Source organism: Streptomyces flavusporus, assembly GCF_046267975.1.
Classification (GTDB): Bacteria; Actinomycetota; Actinomycetes; order Streptomycetales; family Streptomycetaceae; genus Streptomyces; species Streptomyces flavusporus.
Map to the genome: position 1 here is coordinate 4,695,176 of NZ_CP176503.1, position 22,810 is coordinate 4,717,985.

General features: G+C 68.1%; 20 protein-coding genes and 1 pseudogene. 12 read left to right on the forward strand and 9 right to left on the reverse strand.

Going from position 1 to position 22,810, the window contains the following annotated elements:
- Positions 1 to 44: 44 nt before the first annotated feature.
- On the reverse strand, positions 45 to 1,154 hold the full coding sequence (locus ACKTSN_RS22190) for a sugar ABC transporter substrate-binding protein (protein ID WP_409470717.1): 1,110 nt from the start codon (positions 1,152 to 1,154) through the stop codon (positions 45 to 47).
- A 296-nt stretch (positions 1,155 to 1,450) separates the two neighbouring features.
- Between ACKTSN_RS22190 and ACKTSN_RS22195 the strand changes: the two genes are divergently transcribed.
- Entirely contained in the window at positions 1,451 to 3,121 is a 1,671-nt protein-coding gene (locus ACKTSN_RS22195; protein WP_409470718.1) for a PA14 domain-containing protein, read from the forward strand.
- A 16-nt stretch (positions 3,122 to 3,137) separates the two neighbouring features.
- Here the strand turns inward: ACKTSN_RS22195 and ACKTSN_RS22200 are convergent, their stop codons facing one another.
- Entirely contained in the window at positions 3,138 to 3,734 is a 597-nt protein-coding gene (locus ACKTSN_RS22200) for a Uma2 family endonuclease (RefSeq protein WP_409470719.1), read from the reverse strand.
- On the reverse strand, positions 3,731 to 4,189 hold the full coding sequence (locus ACKTSN_RS22205; protein ID WP_409470720.1) for an ATP-binding protein: 459 nt from the start codon (positions 4,187 to 4,189) through the stop codon (positions 3,731 to 3,733). Before ACKTSN_RS22205 ends, ACKTSN_RS22200 begins: the two co-directional genes overlap by 4 nt.
- Positions 4,190 to 4,433: 244 nt before the next feature.
- Between ACKTSN_RS22205 and ACKTSN_RS22210 the strand changes: the two genes are divergently transcribed.
- The 7 genes and pseudogenes from ACKTSN_RS22210 (at position 4,434) to ACKTSN_RS22240 (ending at position 8,560) form a co-directional block, all read left to right on the forward strand.
- Entirely contained in the window at positions 4,434 to 5,315 is an 882-nt protein-coding gene (locus ACKTSN_RS22210) for a helix-turn-helix domain-containing protein (protein ID WP_409470721.1), read from the forward strand.
- Between the two features lie 10 nt (positions 5,316 to 5,325).
- Entirely contained in the window at positions 5,326 to 5,526 is a 201-nt protein-coding gene (locus ACKTSN_RS22215; RefSeq protein ID WP_409470722.1) for a DUF397 domain-containing protein, read from the forward strand.
- 158 nt (positions 5,527 to 5,684) lie between these two features.
- Entirely contained in the window at positions 5,685 to 5,894 is a 210-nt protein-coding gene (locus ACKTSN_RS22220) for a hypothetical protein (RefSeq protein ID WP_409470723.1), read from the forward strand.
- Entirely contained in the window at positions 5,878 to 6,399 is a 522-nt protein-coding gene (locus ACKTSN_RS22225) for a DUF6879 family protein (protein WP_409470724.1), read from the forward strand. The genes ACKTSN_RS22220 and ACKTSN_RS22225 overlap by 17 nt, the downstream gene beginning before the upstream one ends.
- The gene (locus tag ACKTSN_RS22230; protein WP_409470725.1) at positions 6,396 to 7,226 is read left to right on the forward strand and encodes a helix-turn-helix domain-containing protein; all 831 of its coding nucleotides are present in this window, start codon (positions 6,396 to 6,398) and stop codon (positions 7,224 to 7,226) included. The genes ACKTSN_RS22225 and ACKTSN_RS22230 overlap by 4 nt, the downstream gene beginning before the upstream one ends.
- A gap of 561 nt (positions 7,227 to 7,787) precedes the next feature.
- Entirely contained in the window at positions 7,788 to 8,012 is a 225-nt protein-coding gene (locus tag ACKTSN_RS22235) for a DUF397 domain-containing protein (protein ID WP_409470726.1), read from the forward strand.
- 79 nt (positions 8,013 to 8,091) lie between these two features.
- Positions 8,092 to 8,560, forward strand: a pseudogene (locus tag ACKTSN_RS22240) (hypothetical protein).
- Positions 8,561 to 8,863: 303 nt separating this feature from the next.
- On the opposite strand, the gene ACKTSN_RS22245 reads toward ACKTSN_RS22240, so the two are convergent.
- The 6 genes from ACKTSN_RS22245 to dnaK all read right to left on the reverse strand — a co-directional run bounded on the left by ACKTSN_RS22245 (position 8,864) and on the right by dnaK (position 15,470).
- Positions 8,864 to 9,196 (reverse strand): hypothetical protein, encoded by a 333-nt coding sequence (locus tag ACKTSN_RS22245; RefSeq protein WP_409470727.1) that lies wholly within the window; start codon positions 9,194 to 9,196, stop codon positions 8,864 to 8,866.
- Complete coding sequence (locus tag ACKTSN_RS22250) at positions 9,196 to 11,202, reverse strand: amidase domain-containing protein (RefSeq protein ID WP_409470728.1); 2,007 nt, start codon at positions 11,200 to 11,202, stop codon at positions 9,196 to 9,198. Before ACKTSN_RS22250 ends, ACKTSN_RS22245 begins: the two co-directional genes overlap by 1 nt.
- A 103-nt stretch (positions 11,203 to 11,305) precedes the next feature.
- Complete coding sequence (locus ACKTSN_RS22255; protein ID WP_409474892.1) at positions 11,306 to 11,755, reverse strand: heat shock protein transcriptional repressor HspR; 450 nt, start codon at positions 11,753 to 11,755, stop codon at positions 11,306 to 11,308.
- Positions 11,756 to 11,760: 5 nt separating this feature from the next.
- Positions 11,761 to 12,945 (reverse strand): molecular chaperone DnaJ, encoded by a 1,185-nt coding sequence (gene dnaJ / locus ACKTSN_RS22260; RefSeq protein ID WP_409470729.1) that lies wholly within the window; start codon positions 12,943 to 12,945, stop codon positions 11,761 to 11,763.
- 33 nt (positions 12,946 to 12,978) lie between these two features.
- Entirely contained in the window at positions 12,979 to 13,623 is a 645-nt protein-coding gene (gene grpE / locus ACKTSN_RS22265) for a nucleotide exchange factor GrpE (RefSeq protein ID WP_409470730.1), read from the reverse strand.
- Positions 13,620 to 15,470: a molecular chaperone DnaK gene (dnaK, locus tag ACKTSN_RS22270; RefSeq protein ID WP_224739787.1), complete on the reverse strand. Its 1,851-nt coding sequence runs from the start codon at positions 15,468 to 15,470 to the stop codon at positions 13,620 to 13,622. Before dnaK ends, grpE begins: the two co-directional genes overlap by 4 nt.
- Before the next feature lie 416 nt (positions 15,471 to 15,886).
- Here dnaK and ACKTSN_RS22275 point away from each other — a divergent pair, with 416 nt between their 5' ends.
- The 4 genes from ACKTSN_RS22275 to ACKTSN_RS22290 all read left to right on the forward strand — a co-directional run bounded on the left by ACKTSN_RS22275 (position 15,887) and on the right by ACKTSN_RS22290 (position 22,766).
- The gene (locus ACKTSN_RS22275) at positions 15,887 to 18,154 is read left to right on the forward strand and encodes a (Fe-S)-binding protein (protein ID WP_409470731.1); all 2,268 of its coding nucleotides are present in this window, start codon (positions 15,887 to 15,889) and stop codon (positions 18,152 to 18,154) included.
- A 239-nt stretch (positions 18,155 to 18,393) separates the two neighbouring features.
- Positions 18,394 to 19,902: a VCBS repeat-containing protein gene (locus ACKTSN_RS22280; protein ID WP_409470732.1), complete on the forward strand. Its 1,509-nt coding sequence runs from the start codon at positions 18,394 to 18,396 to the stop codon at positions 19,900 to 19,902.
- A gap of 82 nt (positions 19,903 to 19,984) precedes the next feature.
- Entirely contained in the window at positions 19,985 to 21,406 is a 1,422-nt protein-coding gene (locus ACKTSN_RS22285; protein WP_409470733.1) for an FG-GAP-like repeat-containing protein, read from the forward strand.
- A gap of 28 nt (positions 21,407 to 21,434) precedes the next feature.
- Complete coding sequence (locus tag ACKTSN_RS22290) at positions 21,435 to 22,766, forward strand: FG-GAP and VCBS repeat-containing protein (protein ID WP_409470734.1); 1,332 nt, start codon at positions 21,435 to 21,437, stop codon at positions 22,764 to 22,766.
- Positions 22,767 to 22,810: the final 44 nt, after the last annotated feature.

The following is a 22,810-nucleotide window of genomic DNA, read 5'->3' on the forward strand; positions in this document are numbered from 1 at the left end:
TCGCGCCGAGACGCGAGCCCCCTCCAATGCAGGACCGTGCGGGACTACTTGAGCCCAATGGCCGTGCACGCAGCCTTGTACTCGGCGGTGCAGATCTCCGAGACCTTGTAGATGCCGTCCGCGACAACCGTGTCCTTGATGTTCTCCTGGGTCAGGGCGGTGACGGTGACGAGCTGGGCGGGGATGTCCTTGTCGGTGGGGCTGTCGACCCTGTCGCGGGTGAGGGCGTCGAACTGGATGTCCTTGCCCTGGACCTTGGCCACGGCCATCTCGGCGGCGGCCTCGGCCTCCTGCGGGTAGGACTTGTACACGCTCATGTACTGCTCGCCGGTGACGATCCGCTGCACGGCCACGAGCTCGGCGTCCTGCCCCGTGATCGGCGGCAGCTTTGTCACGCCGGCGGCCTCCAGGGCCTCGATGACGCCGCCGGCCATGCCGTCGTTGGCGGCGTAGACGGCGGCGATGTTGTCCCTGCCGATCGCCTCGATGGCCTCGGCCATGTTGGCCTGGGCGTTCTCCGGCTTCCAGTCCTTGGTGTCGAAGGACTCGGCGATGGTCACGTTGCCGTTCAGCTCGGACAGCGCGCCCTGCTTGAACTGCTTGGCGTTGGGGTCGGTGGGCGAGCCGTTCATCATGACGATCTTGTCGGAGGTGTCGATGCCGCTGCCGAGCGCCTCGAGGAGAGAGCGGCCCTGGACCTCGCCGACGAGTTCGTTGTCGAAGGAGATGTACGCGTCGATGGGACCCTCGGCGAGCCGGTCGTAGGCGATGACCGGAATACCCGCTTCCTTGGCCTTTTCGACACTGCTCGCGATGGCGTGCGCATCGACGGCGTCCAGCAGGATGACGTCGACCTGGTCGTCGATCATCTGCTGGAGCTGGCCCGCCTGCCTGGTCGCGCTCGCGTCGGCGTTGGCGTACTGGACCTTGCCCTTGTTCTTGGTGAGGGCGGCGACTCGCTCCTTGATGATGGGGTAGTCGAACTTGTCGTAGCGCGTATTGGCCTTCTCCGGGAGCAGCAGGCCCACCGTGACGTCGTTGCCCTTGGTCGGGCTCGCGTCGGCGCTGTCGCCCGTCGCGCCCAGCACGCCACAGCCTGCCAGCGACAGGGTCAACGACGATGCGACCACGGACATGGCGATACGACGACGCATACGGGAGCTCACTTCTACTGCCTTCCGGACATGGCCGCGACACTGCGACCCGGATGACTGGAAAGCCAACGCGTCGGCGGCCCTCAGCGTCAAGGGAAACTACTTAACGAGATGGCAACATCACGTTCCGCTTAGCCCGTGAACACTCCGCGAAACCCCCTCCCGACGCCCTTCACTCCCTCTCCATCCACGGGGAGCTGGAGCGTGGATAAAGATCCGTACAACCAACCGCTTTCCCCGCGAGTCGTGATCGCGAGGGCTGTTTTCCGCCACTTCTGATCCGACCAGAGGACCGAATGAACCCAGCCAGACGCACGACCGCCGCGGCAGCAACAGCGGTCGTGCTCGCCACCGCGGGCGGCCTGCTCACCGCCGTCACGGCTCCTGCCTCCGCGGCGACCACCTGCACCTCCCCCGTCTTCAAGCGGCAGTTCTTCGCGAACACCAGCTTCTCGGGCACACCGAAGAAAACGGACTGCGACTCCGCGATCGACCAGAACTGGGGCACGGGCGCCCCCGCTTCGGGCCTGCCGACCAACAACTTCGGTGTCCGCTGGACCCTCACCCGCGACTTCGGCTCGGGCGGCCCGTTCACCTTCACCGCGTCCGCCCAGGACGGCATCCGCGTTTACCTCGACGGCGAGCTCAAGATCAACCTCTGGAAGAACGTGTCGACGACGGTGTCCAAGACCGTCAACGTCACCATTCCGAAGGACAAGCACTCTCTGCACGTCGACTTCGTCAACATCACCGGCCGTGCGAACGTCAAGTTCAGCTACACACCGAGGACTTCGGCAGCCGTCGACAAGGTCAAGCCGCTCACCCCGGTGGGCGCGGCCGTCGCCTACGACCCGGCGACCGGCAAGGCGAAGCTGACCTGGTCCAAGAACAAGGAAATGGACCTCGCCGGCTACCGGGTCTACCGGCGGCTGAAGGGTGACACCTCCTACCCCGCCACCCCGCTGGCGACGACGACCTCCACCTCGTACACCGACGGCACCCTGCCGGTGACGGGCGCGGCGTACTCCTACTCGGTCCGCGCCTACGACAAGGCGGGCAACGTCTCGACCGGCACCGCCGACCTGGCCGTCACCACCGTCGACCGGACGGCTCCGGAGCGGGTCACCGGTGTGTCGGCGCTGGAGACCACGGCCGGCAACGCCCTCATGTGGCAGGCGTCCTCGTCCAAGGACGTCGACCACTACGAGGTGTGGGGTGCCCCCGTGGGGCAGGATGACCCCGACGGGCCGCAGCACGTCTTCGGTACGTCGTGGACCGACGTCGTGGCGCCCGAGGGCGTCAGCTACACCTACACGGTGCAGGCCGTCGACACCACCGGGAACATTGCACCGGTCTCCGCCCCTGTGACGGTCACCCGCCCCGTGGCGTCCACCGTGCCCGCCCCGACCGCGCTCCAGGGCACACCCGCCGATGCCCACACCCGTCTGACCTGGACCCCTGCCGAAGGCGAGGCCACCGGGTTCCGCGCCTACCGGCGCACCGACCCCAATGGCGCCTGGACCCTCGTCGGCAACACCGGGGCTTCGGCCACGTCGTACGACGACACCTCCGCGCCGAAGGGCAAGGCGTACTACTACGTCGTCGCCGTGGACGGCGCAGGCGCCGAGTCGGTGCCCTCCGGTCAGGCAACCGTCGACCGCCTCACGCCCGCCACCGCGACCGGCCCGGCCGCACCGCAGCTGACGCTGGTCTCTGCGGGTGGCACGCGATTCCCCATCCAGGTCACGGCCAAGCCCGGAGCGGGTGACGAGGGACGGCTGCTGAAGGGGTACTCCTGGGAGGTCTCCGGCGCCTGCGGAGACAGCGGCACCCACTTGTCCACTACCGGCACCATCGAGTGGACACCGCCGTACAACGGCCCCTGCATGGCGACGGTGTTCGCCGTGGACGCCTACGGGCGCACGAGCGAGCAGAACTCCTCACTGGAGTTCATGGTCGACCGCTGACCTTCCTCCCGGTACTTCAGCCCCGCCTTGGCCCAGTGATCGCCTCGCCGATGACAAAGCCCTTGGCGGGGCCTTCGGGGACGGTGACGTCGGTGCCGTAGGGGACGCGGTGGATGTCCTCCCAGTCGGCCTTGTCCGGGCGGGGTCCGGTGAAGAGGGTGACGGCGCCCTGGCCGTCGTAGTCATCGATGAGGACGTAGACGGGAATGCCTGCGCGGGCGTATTCGCGGCGCTTGCGGATGCGGTCGCGGTCCTGGTTGGCCTTGCCGGGCGAGACGACCTCGACGACGAGGCGAACGGCTGCCGCGTCGATGCCGAGTTCGTCTTCGTCCGCGGCCAGATCCTCGGGTGCTACCAAGACATCTGGTGTCCAACCCCTGCGCCCGCAGATGACGTCCATGACCTGGTAAGCCGCCCACTCACCACCCTCCAGGAATCGCTGCAACGCGGCGTGCACGCGATTGACGACCCGGGCGTGGGACAGCCGGCCGGTGGGCCACACCTCGATGGTCCCCTCGATGGTCCCCTCGATGATCTCGGCGCGGTAGCCCTCGGGAAGCTCCATGGCTTTCCAGGCCTGCCACACGACCTCGTCCAGACCGGGTGGGGTCAAGATGACACCTTCTCTCCAAGACGGTAAGCAGCGCAGCCCAACTCGAACCACACTCCCTTCGCGTAACGCCCCGCCCTCTCGTCGGCAACGCCCCAGTCGTCCGCCATCTCCTCGACCAGCGCGAGCCCCCTCCCCCAACAGGCGACAACCCCGCGCGCCGGGTACGCAACGACCGGCGGGTCAGAACTCTCGTCGAAGACGCTGACCCGGAAGCGAGCCGGGGTCAGCCGGATGCGGAGCATGGCGGTGCCCTTGGTGTGCAGGTGGACGTTGGTGACGAGTTCCGAGGTGCACAGGGCGGCGGGCATGGCGAGGGGCTCCTGGTCGTGGGTGAAGAGGACGGCACGTACGAAGTCCCGGCACACGCGGGGCGCGGTGGCGTCGCCGGGGGCGAACAGGCTGTATTCGTAGGTGAGTTGGCTGGGCCGCTGGGCTGCGCGGTGGGATAGGTCCATGGGGTGCGGCTCCTGTCGAGTGGGGCTTCCATTGCCCGGCGATGGCGTCGCCCGCGCGCGCCTGGAGGGAGGGACGGGTGCTCTGTCGGCTCATGGGCAGGGGATGTTGGACGGTTTCGGTGCGTGACCGATCCCACACTCACGGTAGAGCAGTAGGTATTTCATTAACAACCCAATCGTCGATGTCGGTGGACCAACTCCTCAGACCGGGGCAGACTTTGGGCACGCCGACAAGGAGAGACACGTGGGACTGCGCACGACCATCAGCGAGCGTCAGCGGCGACTCGGCTTCGAACTCAAACACCTGCGCGAGCAGGCAGGGTTGACGGCTGGCGAGGCGGCCGAGCGGATCAACATGGGCCGTGTTCAGCTGAGCCAGATCGAGACTGCCAAGACGACGATCCTGACCCCGCGCCTCCGCGAGCTCTGCGACCTTTATGGTTGTACAGATAAGGCTTACGTCGAGGCCCTGGTCGCCATGTCCGAGGCAACCGGCAAGGGCTGGTGGAACGCCTACAAGAAGCGTCGCAGCCTGGACGCACTCAACACCGCCGAGCTGGAGGCGAACTGCACGGCTCTGCGCGTGCACCAGTCCATGCTCATCCCGGGGCTCTTCCAGACGGCCGACTACGCCCAAGCCATCTTCTCCACCCCTGGTCTGGGCTTCGAACAGAGTGAAGGCGCCCTGGAATTCCGCATGGAACGACAGCGCGTACTCACCCGCGAGAACCCGCCCTCCGTACACGCCGTGATCCACGAGTCCGCGCTGCACATGCGGTTCGGTGACACCGAGGTGGTCCGCGAGCAACTACTGCACCTGGTCGAGCTGGCGCGCCTGCCCAACGTCACCATCCAGATCTATCCGTTCACCGCCCAGACCTACCCGGCCTTCAGCGGCAACTTCGTGCACGCCATTCCCAGCGTCCCTGAGCTGGGCACCGTACTGCTCGAACTGCCCCTCGGGATCTCCTATTTGGGTGACAGGCCAAGCCTGGAAAGCTACACAAGGCTGTTCCAGCACCTGTCCGAAAACGCCCTCGCCCCCATCGACGTATCGTTGGCCCCCGAAACACACTCGGTGAAGGACTCGCTGGCGCTCATCCAGCATGTGCTCTACACCCTCTAGGGAGGCCCCGATGGACGAGCTCACTTGGCAGAAGTCGACCTTCAGCGGAGGCCCCGAGGGCGAGTGCGTTTACGTAGCCACCGCCCCCGACGGAACGATCCGCCTCCGCGAGAGCGACACCCCGGACGTCATCCTGGCTACCGCCCCCGAAGGCCTCGCCGCCCTCCTGCACAACCTCAAGGCCGGCCCCGTCGACAGCCCCCGCTTCTGACAGGGCCGTTTCCTGGCTGCTGTACCGCAGGACAGCCCGCCACAAGATCATTTATGCCCGATCGGGAATATTTCAGAGTCGGCATGGACGAGGGGCGATGCCCTGCATAGCGTCGTGAGCAAGAGCCCCGACCGGGGGATCAAGAGACAGGGGGCACCATGGCACGCAGTGAACTGACGCGGCTCACCGGCAAGTTCAACGGGCCCAACTGCGATGACGACGATTGCCCGAACGTGTACCGCACGGCGAGCGGCTCCATCGTCGTCCAGGGTGACGTGTCCAACGTCTTCCAGCCGCCAGAAGGCGAGGCCCTGGTGGAGATCCCGGAAACGGTGCTCAGGGAGGCCGTACGTGCTCTTGGATGGTAACGAATGGCGGAGGACGTTCGACGCGTACGAGCGTGAGGCATGGCGGTTCGAGGCTCAGCCCACTTACACCATGCCCAGGGAGGCCGAGAACGTCGCTCGCTTCCTTCGCGGGGAGCCGAAGCCCGCTGACCACAACGCGCGGTGGCATGAACGCGTGCATGGGTACTTGGCGTTGGGACGCACTATCGGGCGAGTGCGGGTGGTCCGTCAGCCGTTGACGGACTATCAGCGTTACCAATTCGCATGGGGAATCCCGGGAAACATCGCAGCGGGAGAAGACATCCGCATCCTGGACGTAACACAGGATGATTACGGCCTCCCCCTCTCTGGTACAGACTGGTGGATTTTCGACGAGTCGCGGATTGTCCACCTGAATTATCGGCAGGACGGGACGCAGATCAGCCGGGAACTGTTCACGGGTGACCCTACGCCCTACCTGGAGTGGAAGCGCACAGCCCTGACTCACTCCATGCCGTTTGCCGAGTACGTGAAAGAATCTGAGTGACCTTTGAGCCTGAGCAGCTGGGGCAGTCAAGAACTGACCTGGCAGAAAAGCTCCGCGAGTTGCGCAAGCGAGCCGGCCTCACAGGGGATCGGCTCGCTCGGCGTTGCAATATGTCTCAAAGTCAGATCAGCAAGTTCGAGACTGGAAAGAAGACGCCAAAGCTCGTGGATGTCGAGCGCATTCTTCGGGCGCTCGACGCTCCCGCTGAGACAGTAGCGGAGATTACGACTCTTGCTCGAATCGCGAATACCGAATGGCAGGACAAACGCTCGTCCTGGCGTCGCGGCATCGAGAAAAGACAGGCAGAGCTCGCGTCGCTGGAGTCCGAGTCCACGCAACTGAGGTACTTCCTGCCCGCCATGATTACCGGTCTGCTGGCAACGCCTGAATACATTCGTGCCGGCTTGAGCCACACACCGGGCGACCCATCAAAGACCATCGCCCGCAAGCTGGAGCGTCAGGCCGTTCTCTACGACACTTCCAAGTCTTTCACGTTCCTTCTCACGGAACAAGCCGCTAGGTGGGCGATCATTCCGCCCTCCGCCATGGCGGTACAGATTGATCGTCTGGTGTCGCTGTCTCGTCTGCCCAACGTTCGGCTTGGCGTCATTCCATCAGGAACCCTCATAGCGCGCGGGCCGATGAACACATTCACGGTATACGACAATCGACTGGCAACTGTCGAGAACTTCACCGGCCGCATGGTATTTCGGGACGCCCGCGATGTGTGGGAGCACCTCTCCGTATTCCGCCTTTTTGAACGGCACGCTTTCTTCAATGATGAGGCAAGGCGCTTGCTCCAGCAGTGGGCCGAAGCCTGTCGGTGATCTTTAGTCTGGAACGGGAATAATGCTCGGCCACCTCCGACAACCGGTAGATCATGGATGAGTCATGAAGCCGGAGAGGATTGATGGCGAGCATGCAGAAACCTCAAGGACGCGGACTTACAGCTTTTCCTTCGGACCCGAGCGCGGTAGCCGGGTGCCGCGTATGCCTCGGCATCTGCGTGCAACGGGATAACGCCCGCTCCAGAGGCGACTACAGCGCAGTCTCGGACGCGAATGTGGATCTGCGCCGGCATCAAGCTGAATCGCACGCGTCATGAGCAATGAGCAGGAATCCGGGCTCTTCGTCGACCGACCTCTGATAACGCTGCGCGTCTCTCGCGACTCCGGGCAGACCTGGGGACCAGAGCAGGCCGTGTTCACCACGGACAACCTGCCGCCCCTGATCACGACCGAATGGCCTCCGTGCCGCTGCTGGCGCTGCGCCGGGCGCGACGAGCCCTCCAGTTGTTGAGAAGTCTCCCCCTCTCCCATGAACTCCCGCCCCATCCGGGCGGCGGCGGTCAGCCATGGCCGCGATCAGTTGAGCAGGAAGGTGCAGTGATGCTGGACGGAAGTGACCTGTATGCGCTCGACATCGACGGAGCCTCGTTCGTGAAGGCGTGCGGCGGCCCCTGCACCGAGGGGTGCGTGACCCTGGCCCGGATCGGTGACGGCACCTGGGCCCTCGGTGACAGCAAGCGGCCGGACGTGCAGCCGTTGCGGTTCACCACGGCGGAGCTGGACGCGGCCGGTATCGACCCGGCGCGGTTCGGCCTGAGCGTCTGATCCATCCTCCCGTCGGCCGGTTCCGGATCGGGTCCGGCCGACTCCTTCCCGACCGCCCCACACCAAGCGGGAACCATACGTGCACCACCACGGCTACCTCTGGACCGGGCCGAAAGAGCGTTTCGACAACGAGGCCCCTACGGCGGCCCCTGCACCCCGAGCCGCCTCCGGCGGGAAGCAAGCCGGAACTCATTCAGCGTTACCGCGAGGTGGCTGCGGAGTTCCCGACGGCCGACCTCCCGCCGCTGGAAACGGCGTACTGGCTCATCAAGCCGCGTACCCTGGTGCGTGGCACATGGGACGAGGCGAAGGAAGCCGCCTCATGGCTCGGAGAGCGGTTGGCCGAGTACGCGCCCCGGTTTGCCTGCGAAAGGGAGCGCGAGCGCGCCCACCTGGCCGCGCTCGTCAACTCAGCGGCGAAACGGGTGGGATCGGGGACGGATGTGTCGCTCGGCTTCTACCTTGAACGCCCCTCATACCTGTCCCTGGCCGTGGTGACCTGCTCGCCGAACCGCTCGATGCCGGAACTGGCCTGCCCTATGACGTAGTCGAGTGAAGGAGGAGCACCCAGGAGCCCTGGATGCCCGAACTCACCTGGCAGAAGCCGAGGTCCAGGGGGCCCGCAGGGCGAGTGTGTGTACCTTGCCACCGCCCCGGCGGAACGATCCTCCTCCGTGAGGGAGCTCCCCACGTCATCCTGCCCACCGCTCCCGAGGGCCTCGCCGCTCTTCTCCGGCGCCTCAAGGCAAGTCCCCTCGACACCGCCGACAGAGCTGAAGAAGGGCCGGGCCCGCAACACGGGCCCGGCCCCAGGCCAGTCGCTTGTCGGCTTCAAGGGCGATGCCTGCCGGTCACCACAGAGAGATGTACGGCGACATCGCCGGATACCACGCCAGGTCGAGCAACGGCAGCAGGCACAGGCGTGCCACCGTCAGCGACCAGCCGAGCCGTCGCGCCCACACCTGCTCACGCGACAGCAGGGCCAGACTCACGCCGAGGGAGACCGTCAACCCGACGCTGGACCACAGCAGATACGGGACGTCCGCGAGCAGTACGTACGGGTCGTCGCGCCAGGTCCACAAGGTCCGGGCCACGAGCAGGGTCAGCACCGCCTCCGCGGAGACGAACCACAGCCCGCCCCGCGAGAGGTGGAACACTCCGCGCAGTCTCGTCGCCGTCTGCATCAGTACCACTTCGGCTTGGGCCGGTAGATCCAGATCTTCGTCTTCGGCTCGGCGCTCTTCTGCGCGGCCAGGCTGCGGTACTTGTAGTTCTTGTTGTGCTGGGTCACGTAGATCTTCCCGTTACTGATCTTGGTGATGATCGAGGCGTGGTCGACCTTCCCGTCGTTCTTCCAGTCGTAGAAGATGATGTCACCGGTGAAGGCGTTGCTCGTGTTGCGCTTCGAATGGAGCATGTGCCGCTCCATGAAGGTCTTGAAGTAGCCCGCGTTGATCCACGTCCAGGTCTCCTCGTGGATCCAGTTGCTCGGCTTGCGCCACCAGTAGTCCTTGCTCTTGTGGTTCTCGTCCCCGGAGCCCTTCATCCGGACGTCGCCGCCGTGGTGGATCGCCCGAGAGACGAAGTTCGTGCAGTCCTGGTCGTAGAAGCTCGGCGAGTCCCAGTGGGTCACTGCCCAGGTGGCCGCTCCCGTGCGGAGGTAGGTACCGGCCTGCTGGGCGTCGAAAGAGACCGTGGTGGCGGTGCTGGTGGTCTCGCTGCCGTCGTCCGTGGAGTCGCCATCGAACTCCGAGGGGGCGAGGCCGTCAGCCATGAGCTCTCCGTCGACGGCGTTGGCGAAGTCGTCCAGCGCGGCGCCGGTCGGCCGCACCACCACCTCCTTGGCGGCCGCGGTAACCGCGGAGAGCAGCACGGGCGCCGCTCCGGCAGTGAAGGTGTAGCGCATCTCGGTCTTGCCGGTCTCGTCGGTCGGGTCGGCGGTCCCGGTGCTCGCGTCGGTCACGATGACGTTCGTGGTGGTCACCGTCGCGCGCAGGGTGACCGTCTTGCCGTCAGCCGACGGGATGGCCAGCACGTCGCTGAAGGAGGCCTCGGGCCAGCTGTTGTCCGTGTCGTCCTCTGAGACGGCGATCCGCTCCCGCAGCAACGATTCCTGGTCCCGGGCGAGGAGGTCGACGAACTGGGCGCCGTACGCGCTGCCAGCAGCGGCGTCCCACGCGTCGACATAGCTGCCGGTGACCATGCCACCCCGGGCGTAGTGGTACGCCTCAAGAGCCCTCTGGTGCGCCTCCGTCCCGCCCGTCACCGCGGCGGGCACGATGCCGCCGGACGTGGCGGCCGGGCCCGTGCCGTAGTCGTTCTTCCCGGTCACCTTGAAGCTGTACGTGATGTCCCCGGCGTCCGCGTTGAGTTCGTTGAACACCGCGGACAGGCCGGTGGTGGTCACCGTGCCGGCCGTCGTCCCGTCGGAGGCCACGGCGGTGACGGTGTAGGTGACGACGTCGTCGGCGTCGCCGATGAACTCCGCCGGGCTCCAGGTCACCAGGGCCCCGTGCTCGCCGGCCACGGCCTTGAGGTTGGTCACCGCCTCGGGCGCGGTGCCGGTGGTGCCGGAGGTCCCGGTCTCCTCGGCCACGTCCAGGGTGAACGTCTGGAGCTGGGTGTTGGCGGAGCAGACGTTGTCCGCGCAGGCACGCATCTTCCAGCGGTAGGTGGCGCCGTCGGTGAGCAGACCGTCCGGCACCTTCGCGACGGCCCGGTCGCCGTCCTGGACGCCGACAGTGAGGGTCTCGCCCACGGCGTTGCCCGACGCGTCGTACAGCTGGTACTCGGCGGTCACGGCACCCTCACCGGCGGCCGTGACGACGCCAGTCAGCAGGGGTGTCGTGGTCTGGACGGCGCCGGTTGCGAGGTCGGTGGGCACCTCGGGCGCGGGGGCCTTTGAGGTGTCGACCGTGAAGGTCTGCCAGGCGCTCCACGCCGTCGAGTAGTCGGTGCCGTCGTAGGTGCGGGCCCGCACCCGCAGATGGGTGCCGTCGACCAGCGGCGTCTCCTGCGGCACAGCCAAGGCCGCGACCTCGCCAGTCTCGACGTAGGGGGTGTCGGCGGTGAGCGTGTAGGTCGTGTCGTTGTACGCCGGGTCCGGCTCGATGGCGTACTGGATGCGCACGCGCTGCGGATCGGCGTCGTTCCCCCACGACGACAGCGCGGGCGTGCGCGAGGTGACCACGTTGTTGCTGGTGGACGGCGACAGGGAGATCGTGCCCGGTACCTCGGGATACGAGTTGTACGTGATCGTCAGGTGCGGTTCCTTTCGGCAGGTTGACGCGGCGTCAGTCGGACTGCTGCCGCTTCGGCCGCCACACCACCAACGCGCTGGTCTGCTGCACCTCCTGGTACGGCACCAGGTCGCGCCGGTACGAGGCGTGCACCGCGGCCTCGCGCTGCTGCATCGCCGCCGCCGCGCCGTCCAGGGCCGCTTGCAGTTCCGCGACCCGGGACTGGAGCGCGGCGACCTGGTTCTCCAGTTCGATGATGCGCTTGATGCCGGCCAGGTTGATGCCCTCGTCCTGCGACAACTGCTGCACCTGGCGGAGCAGTTCGATGTCGCGGGCCGAGTAGCGGCGGCCCCGGCCGGCCGTGCGGTCCGGAGACACCAGGCCCAGGCGGTCGTACTGGCGCAGTGTCTGCGGGTGCAGGCCGGACAGCTGGGCCGCCACCGAGATGACGTAGACCGGGGTCTCCTCGGTCAGTTCATACGGGTTGCGTCGACGGCCGTCCATCTGACTCATGCTCCCTTCGCGGCCTGGAACAGCTCCGCCCGCGGATCCTCGCCCGCGGTAGCCTCGCGATACGCCTCGAGTGCGTCACGAGCCTTCCCCGTCAGGTCCTTCGGGACACTCACCTCGACGGTGACCAGGAGGTCGCCGCGGGTGCCGTCCTTGCGGACCGCGCCCTTGCCCCGGGCCCGCATGGTGCGGCCGTTGGGCGTGCCGGGCGGCAGCTTCAGGGTGACCGGCGGGCCGCCCAGGGTGGGGACCCTGATCTCGCCGCCGAGGGCCGCCTCCGCGAAGGTCACGGGGACGGTCACCGTCAGGTTGTCGCCCTTGCGGCCGAACACCGGGTGGGCGTCGACGTGCACGACGACATACAGGTCGCCCGCCGGACCGCCCCGCTCGCCCGGTGCGCCCTTGCCCCGCAGACGGATGCGCTGGCCGTCCGACACCCCGGCGGGGATGCGGACCTGCATGGTGCGGGACGACTTCGCCCGGCCGCTGCCCTTGCAGACCTCGCAGGGGTTCTCCGCGATCAGGCCCCGGCCCTTGCAGTCCGGGCACGGGTCGGTCAGGGAGAAGCCGCCACCCGAGCCGCGTGCCACCTGGCCGGTGCCGACGCACGTCGGGCACACGCGCGGTGTGCCGTTCGCGTCGCCGGTGCCCGAGCAGGCCTTGCACGGTGCCTGGGAGGACATCCTGAGCGGCACCGTCGCGCCCTCGATCGCCTCGGTGAAGCTGAGGGTGACCTCGGACTCGATGTCCTGGCCGCGACGCGGATGCGTCCGCGTCCCGGTCGTGCCGCCCCGGTTGAACAGGCCCCCGAAGACGTCACCGAGTCCGCCGCCGAAGCCGCCGGCCCCGCCCCCTCCCCCGCCCGGGGTACCGCCTCCGAAGAGGTCGCCCAGGTCGAAGTTGAACGAGCCGCCGCCCGCGCCGGGGCCCGGGCGGAAGCCGCCGTTGCCGAACAGGGCGCGGGCCTCGTCGTACTCCTTGCGCTTCTTGGGGTCGCCGAGGATGTCGTTCGCCTCGGAGATCTCCTTGAAGCGCTCCTCGGCCCTGGCGTTTCCCTTGTTGGCGTCCGGGTGGTACTCGCGGGCGAGCTTGCGGTACGCCTTCTTGATCTCGGCTTCGGTGGCGTCCTTGGGGACGCCGAGGACCTTGTAGTAGTCCTTCTCGATGAAGTCCTTGGTGCTCATCCCCGACGTCCCTCCTTCCTCGTCAGTTCAACGTCAGCCCTCGTCCGGGCCACCGTTCTCCTTGTCGTCGCCCTCGGCCGGTTCCTCGGCCTTCACCGTCTGCGCGCCCGGCTGCGGCTCGGCGACGGCCACCCGCGCGGGGCGGATGGTGCGCTCGCCGATGCGATACCCCGGCTGGAGGATCGCGACGCAGGTCGTCTCCTTGACGTCCGGCGCGTAGGAGTGCATCAGGGCCTCGTGGATCGTCGGGTCGAAGGGCTCGCCCTCCTTGCCGAACTGCTGCAGGCCCATCTTGGCCGCCACGGTCTCCAGCGACTCGGCGACGGACTTGAAGCCGCCGACCAGCTCGCCGTGTTCCCGCGCGCGTCCGATGTCGTCGAGCACGGGCAGGAGCTCGGTCAGGAGGTTCGCGACGGCGATCTCCTTGACCGTGATCCGGTCGCGCTCGACCCGGCGGCGGTAGTTCTGGTACTCGGCCTGGAGCCGCTGGAGGTCCGCGGTGCGCTCGTTGAGCGCGGTGCGCACCTGGTCCAGCTGGGCCAGCAGACCGGCATCTGCGCTTGCGTCCCCGGCCGGGGCCGCCCCCTCCGCGGGAGCGGCCTGCGGCTCGGCGTCGTCAGGAGTGGCGCCGGAGGGGACGTCGGGCTTCTCTTCAAAGCCCGGGGTCTCCTCCGTCACGCGGCACCGTCCTTACGCTCGTCGTCCACGATCTCGGCGTCCACGACGTCGTCGTCGGCCGGCTTGGCCCCACCGGCGGTGGCACCCTCGGGGCCGCCCGCGGCCTGCGCGGCATTGGCGTCGGCGTACATGGCCTGGCCCACCTTCTGGGAGACCGCGGCGACCTTCTCGGTGGCCGTGCGGATCTCGGCGGTGTCCTCGCCCTTCAGCGCGGTCTTCAGCTCCTCGACGGCGGCCTCGACCTCGGTCTTGACGTCGCCGGGGACCTTGTCCTCGTTGTCCTTGAGGAACTTCTCGGTCTGGTAGACGAGCTGCTCGCCCTGGTTGCGGGTCTCGGCGGCCTCGCGGCGGCGGTGGTCCTCCTCCGCGTACTGCTCGGCCTCCTGGCGCATCCGGTCGACCTCGTCCTTCGGGAGCGAGGAGCCGCCGGTGACGGTCATCTTCTGCTCCTTGCCGGTGCCGAGGTCCTTCGCCGTGACATGCATGATGCCGTTGGCGTCGATGTCGAAGGAGACCTCGATCTGCGGGACGCCGCGCGGCGCCGGGGGCAGACCGGTCAGCTCGAACATGCCGAGCTTCTTGTTGTAGGCCGCGATCTCGCGCTCGCCCTGGTAGACCTGGATCTGCACCGACGGCTGGTTGTCCTCGGCCGTGGTGAAGATCTCCGAACGCTTCGTCGGGATCGTCGTGTTGCGCTCGATCAGCTTGGTCATGATGCCGCCCTTGGTCTCGATACCGAGGGACAGCGGGGTCACGTCAAGCAGCAGGACGTCCTTGACCTCGCCCTTGAGGACACCGGCCTGGAGCGAGGCGCCGATGGCGACGACCTCGTCCGGGTTCACGCCCTTGTTGGCCTCCTTGCCGCCGGTCAGCTCCTTGACGAGCTCGGCGACGGCGGGCATACGGGTGGAGCCACCGACGAGGACGACGTGGTCGATCTCGCTCAGCTGGATGCCGGCGTCCTTGATGACATTGTGGAACGGCGTCTTGCAGCGCTCCAGCAGGTCCGCGGTCAGCTGCTGGAACTGGGCGCGGGTCAGCTTCTCGTCGAGGTGCAGCGGGCCCTCGGCGGAGGCGGTGATGTACGGCAGGTTGATCGAGGTCTCGGTGGACGAGGACAGCTCGATCTTGGCCTTCTCCGCGGCCTCACGCAGGCGCTGCAGCGCCATCTTGTCCTTGCTCAGGTCCACGCCGTGACCGGACTGGAACTGCTTGACCAGGTAGTCGACGACGCGCTGGTCCCAGTCGTCACCGCCGAGGTGGTTGTCACCGTTGGTGGCCTTCACCTCGACCACGCCGTCGCCGATCTCCAGGAGGGAGACGTCGAAGGTGCCGCCACCGAGGTCGAAGACAAGGATGGTCTGGTCGTCCTTGTCGAGGCCGTACGCCAGGGCGGCGGCCGTCGGCTCGTTGACGATGCGCAGCACGTTCAGACCGGCGATCTCACCGGCCTCCTTGGTGGCCTGGCGCTCGGCGTCGTTGAAGTAGGCCGGGACGGTGATGACCGCGTCGGTCACCTTCTCGCCCAGGTAGGCCTCGGCGTCCCGCTTCAGCTTCTGCAGCACGAAGGCGCTGATCTGCTGCGGGTTGAAGTCCTTGCCGTCGAGGTTGATCTTCCAGTCGGTGCCCATGTGGCGCTTGACCGACCGGATGGTCCTGTCGACGTTGGTCACAGCCTGCCGCTTGGCCACCTCGCCGACCAGCACCTCGCCGTTCTTGGCGAAGGCGACGACGGACGGCGTGGTCCTGGCGCCCTCGGCGTTGGTGATGACGGTGGGCTCGCCGCCCTCCAGAACGCTGACGACGGAGTTAGTCGTGCCCAGGTCGATGCCGACCGCACGTGCCATGGTTGATTCCTCCAGCTGACTTGAGTGGAACGGACTCAAGTGTGCATGACGCCTGCCGCCGGGTCAACAGACCTGAGTCGAGCGGACTCAACTCTTATCCGTTCCTTACGCGCAACTGCCCGGTGACCTGCAGAGACGCAGCGAGGCGGACCGAGGTTGCGTTCACCCGTCCGGTGACCCTCACCCTCAGCCCCGCAGAGCACAGCCCCAAGGTAAACGGAATGTCATGATGTGCGAGGAATACTGAGATCAGTCCGACGCGCCGTGCCCCATACGGTCAGGTATGCCTCAGCGACGCAGATCACCGGGCCCCTGGCTACAGTGCGACCGAGGAAATGGGTAGTCTCAGACGGACTGCATAAGTTACCGCTTAGTAATCAACAGATCTCCCCCCTCGCAGGCCCGAGGAGCCCCCAATGCAACTCGCCGCGATCATCGTGTCGCTGGTCCTGACCGTGGTCGGCGTTGCGCTGCTCGCGCGCGCCATCGGCCAGTTCGTCCGGTACTTCAGACTGGGCCAGCCGGTCCCGGCCGGCAGCCGGACCGACAACCCCTACGCGCGCAGCGTGACGCTGGTGCGGGAGTTCCTCGGCCATACCCGGATGAACCGGTGGGGCATCGTCGGCGTCGCCCACTGGTTCGTGGCGGTCGGCTTCCTGACGCTGCCGCCGACCCTCGCCCAGGCCTTCGGCCAGCTCTTCCAGGCCGACTGGACGCTGCCGGTCATCGGCGGGTTCCTGCCGTTCGAGCTGTACATCGAGTTCATCGGCGTGATGACCGTCCTGGGCATCGCCGTCCTGATGGTCATCCGCCTGCTGAGCCTGCCGTCCCGAGCGGGCCGCAAGTCGCGCTTCGCAGGCTCCAAGTCCGGCCAGGCGTACTTCGTCGAGTACGTCATCCTCACCATCGGCCTCGCGATCTACGTGCTGCGCGGCCTGGAGGGTGCGATCCACCACGTGGAGCACTACGAGGCCGCGTACTTCGCCTCGTACCCGCTGGTCCTGGCCTTCAAGGGCCTGAGCGTCACCGCGCTGCAGAACCTGGTCTACTTCGTCGCGATGGTGAAGATCAGCACCTCGTTCATCTGGATGATCGTGGTCTCGCTGAACACCAACATGGGCGTGGCCTGGCACCGCTTCCTCGCTTTCCCGAACATCTGGTTCAAGCGCAACGCCACCGGTGAGACGGCTCTCGGCGCGCTCCAGCCGATGACGTCGGGCGGCAAGCCGATCGACTTCACCGACCCCGGCGAGGACGACGTCTTCGGTGTCAGCCAGGTCGAGCAGTTCTCCTGGAAGGGCCTGCTGGACTTCTCCACCTGCACCGAGTGCGGCCGCTGCCAGTCGCAGTGCCCGGCCTGGAACACCGGCAAGCCGCTCTCCCCCAAGCTGCTGATCATGTCCCTGCGGGACCACGCGCACGCCAAGGCGCCGTACCTGCTGGCCGGCGGCGGCAAGACGATGGAGGGCGAGGAGAAGGCGTCCGAGGAGCAGCTGAAGGACGTTCCCGCGGCCGCTCTCGCGGAGGCCGAGCGTCCGCTGATCGGCACCGTCGAGGAGAACGGCGTCATCGACCCGGACGTCCTGTGGTCCTGCACCACCTGCGGCGCGTGCGTCGAGCAGTGCCCGGTGGACATCGAGCACGTCGACCACATCGTCGACATGCGCCGCTACCAGGTGATGATCGAGAGCTCCTTCCCGTCCGAGGCGGGCACGATGCTCAAGAACCTGGAGAAGAAGGGCAACCCCTGGGGCCTGGCCAAGAAGCAGCGCCTGGAGTGGACCAAGGAAGTCGACTTCGAGGTGCCGGTCGTCGGCAAGGACATCGAGGACCTGTCCGAGGTCGAGTACCTGTACTGGGTCGGCTGCGCGGGCGCCCTCGAGGACCGCGCCAAGAAGACCACCAAGGCCTTCGCCGAGCTGCTCCACATGGCGGGCGTCAAGTTCGCGATCATGGGCGGCGACGAGAAGTGCACCGGTGACTCCGCCCGCCGCCTCGGCAACGAGCCGCTGTTCCAGGAGCTCGGCATGGAGAACGTGGCGGCGCTGAACATGGCGTTCGGCGAGGACGACGAGGACGAGTCGACCCGCAAGCCCAAGTCGGCGAAGAAGATCGTCGCCACCTGCCCGCACTGCCTCAACACCCTCGGCAACGAGTACCCGCAGCTCGGCGGCGACTACGAGGTCATCCACCACACCCAGCTGCTCCAGCACCTCGTCGACGAGGGCAAGCTGATCCCGGTCACGCCGGTCGAGGGCATCATCACGTACCACGACCCCTGCTACCTGGGCCGCCACAACAAGATCTACACGCCCCCGCGCGAGATCATGACCGCCGTCCCGGGCCTGCGCCAGCAGGAGATGCACCGCCACAAGGAGCGCGGCTTCTGCTGCGGCGCCGGTGGTGCCCGCATGTGGATGGAGGAGCGGATCGGCAAGCGCATCAACAACGAGCGTGTCGACGAGGCCCTGTCGCTCAACCCCGACATCGTGTCGACGGCGTGCCCGTTCTGCCTGGTGATGCTGACCGACTCGGTCAACGGCAAGAAGAACGACGGCCAGGCGAAGGAGTCCATCCAGGTCGTCGACGTCGCCCAGCTGCTGCTGGACTCCGTGAAGACGCCGACCGCCCCGGAGGGTTCGTCCGACGCGGAGACGGAATCGGAACCGGAGCCGGTGAAGTAACCGACCCGATCCTGCGGCCGACGCTCCCACGCCCTTGCCGGCGTGGGAGCGTCGCCGTTTACGGGCCCCGTTCCCCAAGAGTTACCGAACTCCCGTACAACCCTTGCCCGTCCACACAGGTCTCTTGATCGCCGGCTGCCACGTGAACCCGAAGAGAACTCCCGCCAAACACGGACGGTCCGCACCCCATTGACTGTGGATGCCCGCCAGGCATCCCCGCATGCAGCAGGAGACCCCGCATGCAGCACACCCTGCGACTCGCCCTCGCGACGGCCACCGCGGCCGCGCTGACGGGCGGTCTGCTCACGTTCACGGCCGCGACCGCGACGGCCGCGGACTCCACCGCCGTCGCCCAGGCCGACTTCAACGGCGACGGCGTCGGCGACGTCGCCTTCTCCGCCGACGGCGCCTACGTGAACGCCAAGAAGAACGCCGGCCAGATCGTCGCCCTCTACGGCACCCCCGCCGGCGTGTCGGACGGCACCCACTCCGGCAACCTGGAGCCCGCCACGCCGAACTCCACCATCAGCCAGAACTCCAACGGCATCCCCGGCGGCGCCGAGGCCGGCGACTCCTTCGGCCGGGACTCCGCCTACGCCGACTTCAACGGCGACGGCTACGACGACCTCGCCGTCAGCGCCCCGGGCGAGGACATCGACGGCGACACCGACGGCGGCATGGTCACCATCCTGTGGGGCTCGGCCTCCGGCCTCCAAGGCGGCTCCGTCGTCGCCGACCCGGCCCGGTCCGCGCACGACTTCTGGGGCAAGACCCTCACCGCCGGCGACTTCGACGGCGACGGCAGGGCCGACCTGGCCGTCGGCAGCAACACCGGCACCATCCACGTCCTCAAGGGCGGCTTCGACTCCTCCGGCGCGCCGGGCGGCCGGTACACGATCAAGCCCCCGATCATGGACGGCAGCGAGGTGGGCGGCCCCATGAACCTGACCGCTGGCAACATCAACGGCGGCCCGGAGACCGACCTGGTGGTCGACGGCTACGAGACCGAGACCGACTACGGCTGGAACCGCAACTACTTCATCCCCGGCGGCTCAGGCGGCCTGAACGTCTCCGGTGCCGAGCCCCTCAAGCCCGGCGTGATCACCGCGATCGGCGACATCGACCACGACGGCTACGGCGATGTCGTCAGCGGCGCCTACTGGAACACCAAGACCAGCGACGGCACCTCGTTCCCGGACTCCGGCCACGGCGGCAAGGTCTGGGTCACCTACGGCTCGGACGGCGGCCCCCTCACCACCGCCGCCACCGGCATCACCCAGGACACCAACAACGTCCCCGGCACCGCCGAGGGCAACGACTACTTCGGCTACGAGCTCGACCTCGGCGACGTCAACGGCGACGGCTTCCTCGACCTCGCGATCGGCGTCGCCGGGGAGAACATCGGCGACGACGTCGACACCGGTGCGGTCACGATCCTCTACGGCACGGCGAGCGGCCTGAACACCGCCTCGGGCGCCCAGTCCTTCTCCCAGGACACCGCGAGCGTGCCCGGCACCAACGAGGACAACGACATGTTCGGCATCGACGTCAAGCTCGACGACGTCACCGGCGACGGCAAGGCCGACCTCCTCGCGGGCTCCGCCGAGAACGGCGGCAACGGGCTGGTCACCTTCCTGCCGTCCAACGGCTCGAAGATCACCACGACCGGCGCCGACTCCGTCGCCCCGCACTGGACGGGCGTCGTGACGACCGGCACGCCGTACTTCGGCGCCAACTTCGCCGACTGAACAGCCGTAGAGCCGACTGATCAACCGTAGAACCGCCCTGGGCCCGCACCCTGGGTGCGGGCCCCCCGACTGGAGTCACGTCTTGCGCACTCTCGTGATCGCCGCCGCCCTCACCACCGGCGTGCTCACCACCCTGCCCGCCGCTCCCGCCGTCGCCGCCCCCTCGGGACTCGCGAGCGACTTCAACGGCGACGGCTACCGGGACATCGCCATCGGCGCGATGGGCGCCGACGTCGGCTCCGCGAGCGGCGCCGGTGCCGTGGTCGTGCTGTACGGCTCGGCCTCCGGGGTGCCGGGCACCAAGAAGGCCGTCATCACCCAGAACTCCACCGGCGTCCCCGGCACCGCCGAGTCCGACGACCGCTTCGGCGCGAGCCTCGCCACCGGCGACCTGAACGCCGACGGCTACGCCGACCTGGTCGTGGGCGCCGAGTTCGAGAGCATCGGCACCCGCAAGGGCGTCGGCAGCGCCACCGTCATCTGGGGCGGCTCCTCCGGCCTGACCGGCGGCTCGGCCCTGCCGCAGCCATCGGCGGAGGAGCTGGCCGAGTGGGGCGGCTACGGTCGTGGCGTCGCCACCGGCGACTTCGACGGCGACGGCAAGACCGACGCGACCGTCACCGGCCAGACCCACACCCACCTCTACCGCGGCCCCTTCACCCGCACCGGCACCCCGCTCAGCCACACCGGCGTCTACGAGCTGGGCACGACGTACGAGGTCATCGCGGGCGATCTGACCGGCGACGGGGCGGCCGAGCGGGTGTACCCGTTCGCGCACGACGGCGACCCGGGCGGCGACATCCGCTACTTCCAGTACGACCCCCTCAACGACGCGGACCACCCCGAGTCGGAGTACGCCATGATCGGCCTGCCCAACGCCGACGGCGACCTCGGCGCGACCGGCGACATCAACGGCGACGGCTACGGCGACCTCGTCCTCGGCGACTACGCGGGCCCGCACAGCCTCAAGGGCGGCCGCATCACGGTCTGGTACGGCGGCCCGAGCGGCCCCGACCCGCAGCAGACGCCCACCGTCGTCCACCAGGACACCCCGGGCGTGCCCGGCGCCGACGAGGAGGCCGACCTGTTCGGCTCCGCGGTCGACGTCGGCGACATCAATGGCGACAAGTTCGCCGATGTCGTGGTGGGCGCCTGGGGCGAGGACATCGGCTCGGCCCGCGACGCCGGATCGGTGACCGTGCTGTTCGGCTCGGCCACGGGTCTGAGGACGACCGGCGCCAAGACGTACACCCAGAACACCTCGGGCGTGCCCGGCACCGCCGAGAGCGGCGACGCCTTCGGTATGTCCGTGCGCCTGCTCGACCTCGACAAGACCGGCAAGGCCGACCTGGTCACCGGCGCGGGCTACGAGAACCAGAACGGTTCCGTCACCTACCTGCGCGGCACCGCCTCCGGCCTGACCACCACCGGCGCCAAGTCCCTCACCGCCGCCGGCGCCGGCCTCAAGGGCGGCGCCACCTTCGGCTGGGACCTCGTCAAGTGACGTACCGACACCGTCAGGAGACTCCGTCATGACCCGACGCACCGCCGCCGCACTCGCCGCGACCCTCCTCGCGACCGGCGTCACCCCGCTGTTCCTCACCGCCCCCGCCTCGGCGGCCGTCGCCAAGCACTACGACGACTTCAACGGCGACGGCCACCGCGACCTGGCGTACGGCGGCTACAACGACGTCGACCGCACCGGCGGCACCGTCACCGTCGTCTACGGCACCGCGGACGGCCCCGGCACGCGCACCCAGTTCATCCACCAGGACAGTGCCGGCATCCCCGGCACCGGCGAGGAGGACGACCAGTTCGGCGACTCCCTCGCCAGCGCCGACCTCAACAAGGACGGCTACGCGGACCTGATCGTCGGCAACCCGACCGAGCACGTCGGCAGCCAGCAGTACCGCGGCTCGGTGACCATCGTCTGGGGCTCGGCGTCCGGCCTGTCCGGCGGCACCGACGTGGCCCCGAAGTCCGGCGCGCAGAGCCACTTCGGCAGCGACCTCGCCACCGGCGACTTCAACGGCGACGGCTCGCCCGACCTCGCGGTGGTCGGCGGCGGCGAGACCTGGTTGTACCGCGGCTCGTTCAGCAAGTCCGGTACGACCGGCAGCGTCAGCAAGATCGACAAGGAGGGCGCGGGCTGGTACTCGTACGGCCTCGCGGCCGGCAAGGTCAACGGCGACGGGAAGACCGACCTCGTCATCCTCGGCGAGCAGTTCATCGACAACCAGCCGGTCGAGCGGGTCTGGTTCCTCAAGGGCTCCTCGGGCGGCCTGACGTCGGGCGCCTCCAAGACGGTCGCCGCCGGGAGCGCGGCGATCGGCGACTTCGACAAGGACGGCTACGGCGACATCGCCCTCGGCAGGCCCGACGCCAACGACGGCATCGGTTCGCTCACCGTCTGGCGCGGCACGTCCGCGGGCCCGAGCGGCTCGCACACCTACAACCAGGCCAGCTCCGGTGTCTCCGGCAGCCGCGAGAAGGGCGACAACTTCGGCTACGCCGTCTCGGCCGGTGACGCCGACGGCGACGGCTACGCGGACCTCGCGGTCGGCGTCCCGCACGAGGACGTCAGCGGCAACGAGGACCAGGGCGGGGTGCACCTCTTCCGCGGCGGCTCCGGCGGCCTGTCCGGCCTGCGCTCCTCCTGGATCCCGCAGACCGTGACCGGCCCCGCCGACGCGTACACGTCCTTCGGCTACACCCTGCGCCTGCGCGATGTGACCAAGGACGGCAAGGCCGACCTCGGCATCGGCGCGGCCGGCACCTCCCTGGTGCTGCGCGGCGCTTCGGGCGGCACGACGACGACCGGCGCCTTCGTCCTCCCGGAGTTCGGCGGCTCCTTCGCCGACTGAGCGCCACTTCCCGACTTCTCGGAACGGACCCCGACGGCGGCAGC

Bases quoted from the DNA above. Each gene is read 5' to 3' on its own strand.
- ACKTSN_RS22235 (WP_409470726.1), top strand. From the start codon at position 7,788: ATGCTGGACGGAAGTGACCTGTATGCGCTCGACATCGACGGAGCCTCG.
- ACKTSN_RS22220 (WP_409470723.1), top strand. From the start codon at position 5,685: ATGGCACGCAGTGAACTGACGCGGCTCACCGGCAAGTTCAACGGGCCC.
- ACKTSN_RS22205 (WP_409470720.1), bottom strand. From the start codon at position 4,189: ATGGACCTATCCCACCGCGCAGCCCAGCGGCCCAGCCAACTCACCTAC.
- ACKTSN_RS22215 (WP_409470722.1), top strand. From the start codon at position 5,326: ATGGACGAGCTCACTTGGCAGAAGTCGACCTTCAGCGGAGGCCCCGAG.
- ACKTSN_RS22290 (WP_409470734.1), top strand. From the start codon at position 21,435: ATGACCCGACGCACCGCCGCCGCACTCGCCGCGACCCTCCTCGCGACC.
- dnaK (WP_224739787.1), bottom strand. From the start codon at position 15,470: ATGGCACGTGCGGTCGGCATCGACCTGGGCACGACTAACTCCGTCGTC.
- ACKTSN_RS22195 (WP_409470718.1), top strand. From the start codon at position 1,451: ATGAACCCAGCCAGACGCACGACCGCCGCGGCAGCAACAGCGGTCGTG.
- ACKTSN_RS22255 (WP_409474892.1), bottom strand. From the start codon at position 11,755: ATGGACGGCCGTCGACGCAACCCGTATGAACTGACCGAGGAGACCCCG.
- dnaJ (WP_409470729.1), bottom strand. From the start codon at position 12,945: ATGAGCACCAAGGACTTCATCGAGAAGGACTACTACAAGGTCCTCGGC.
- ACKTSN_RS22275 (WP_409470731.1), top strand. From the start codon at position 15,887: ATGCAACTCGCCGCGATCATCGTGTCGCTGGTCCTGACCGTGGTCGGC.
- ACKTSN_RS22245 (WP_409470727.1), bottom strand. From the start codon at position 9,196: ATGCAGACGGCGACGAGACTGCGCGGAGTGTTCCACCTCTCGCGGGGC.
- ACKTSN_RS22280 (WP_409470732.1), top strand. From the start codon at position 18,394: ATGCAGCACACCCTGCGACTCGCCCTCGCGACGGCCACCGCGGCCGCG.
- ACKTSN_RS22190 (WP_409470717.1), bottom strand. From the start codon at position 1,154: ATGCGTCGTCGTATCGCCATGTCCGTGGTCGCATCGTCGTTGACCCTG.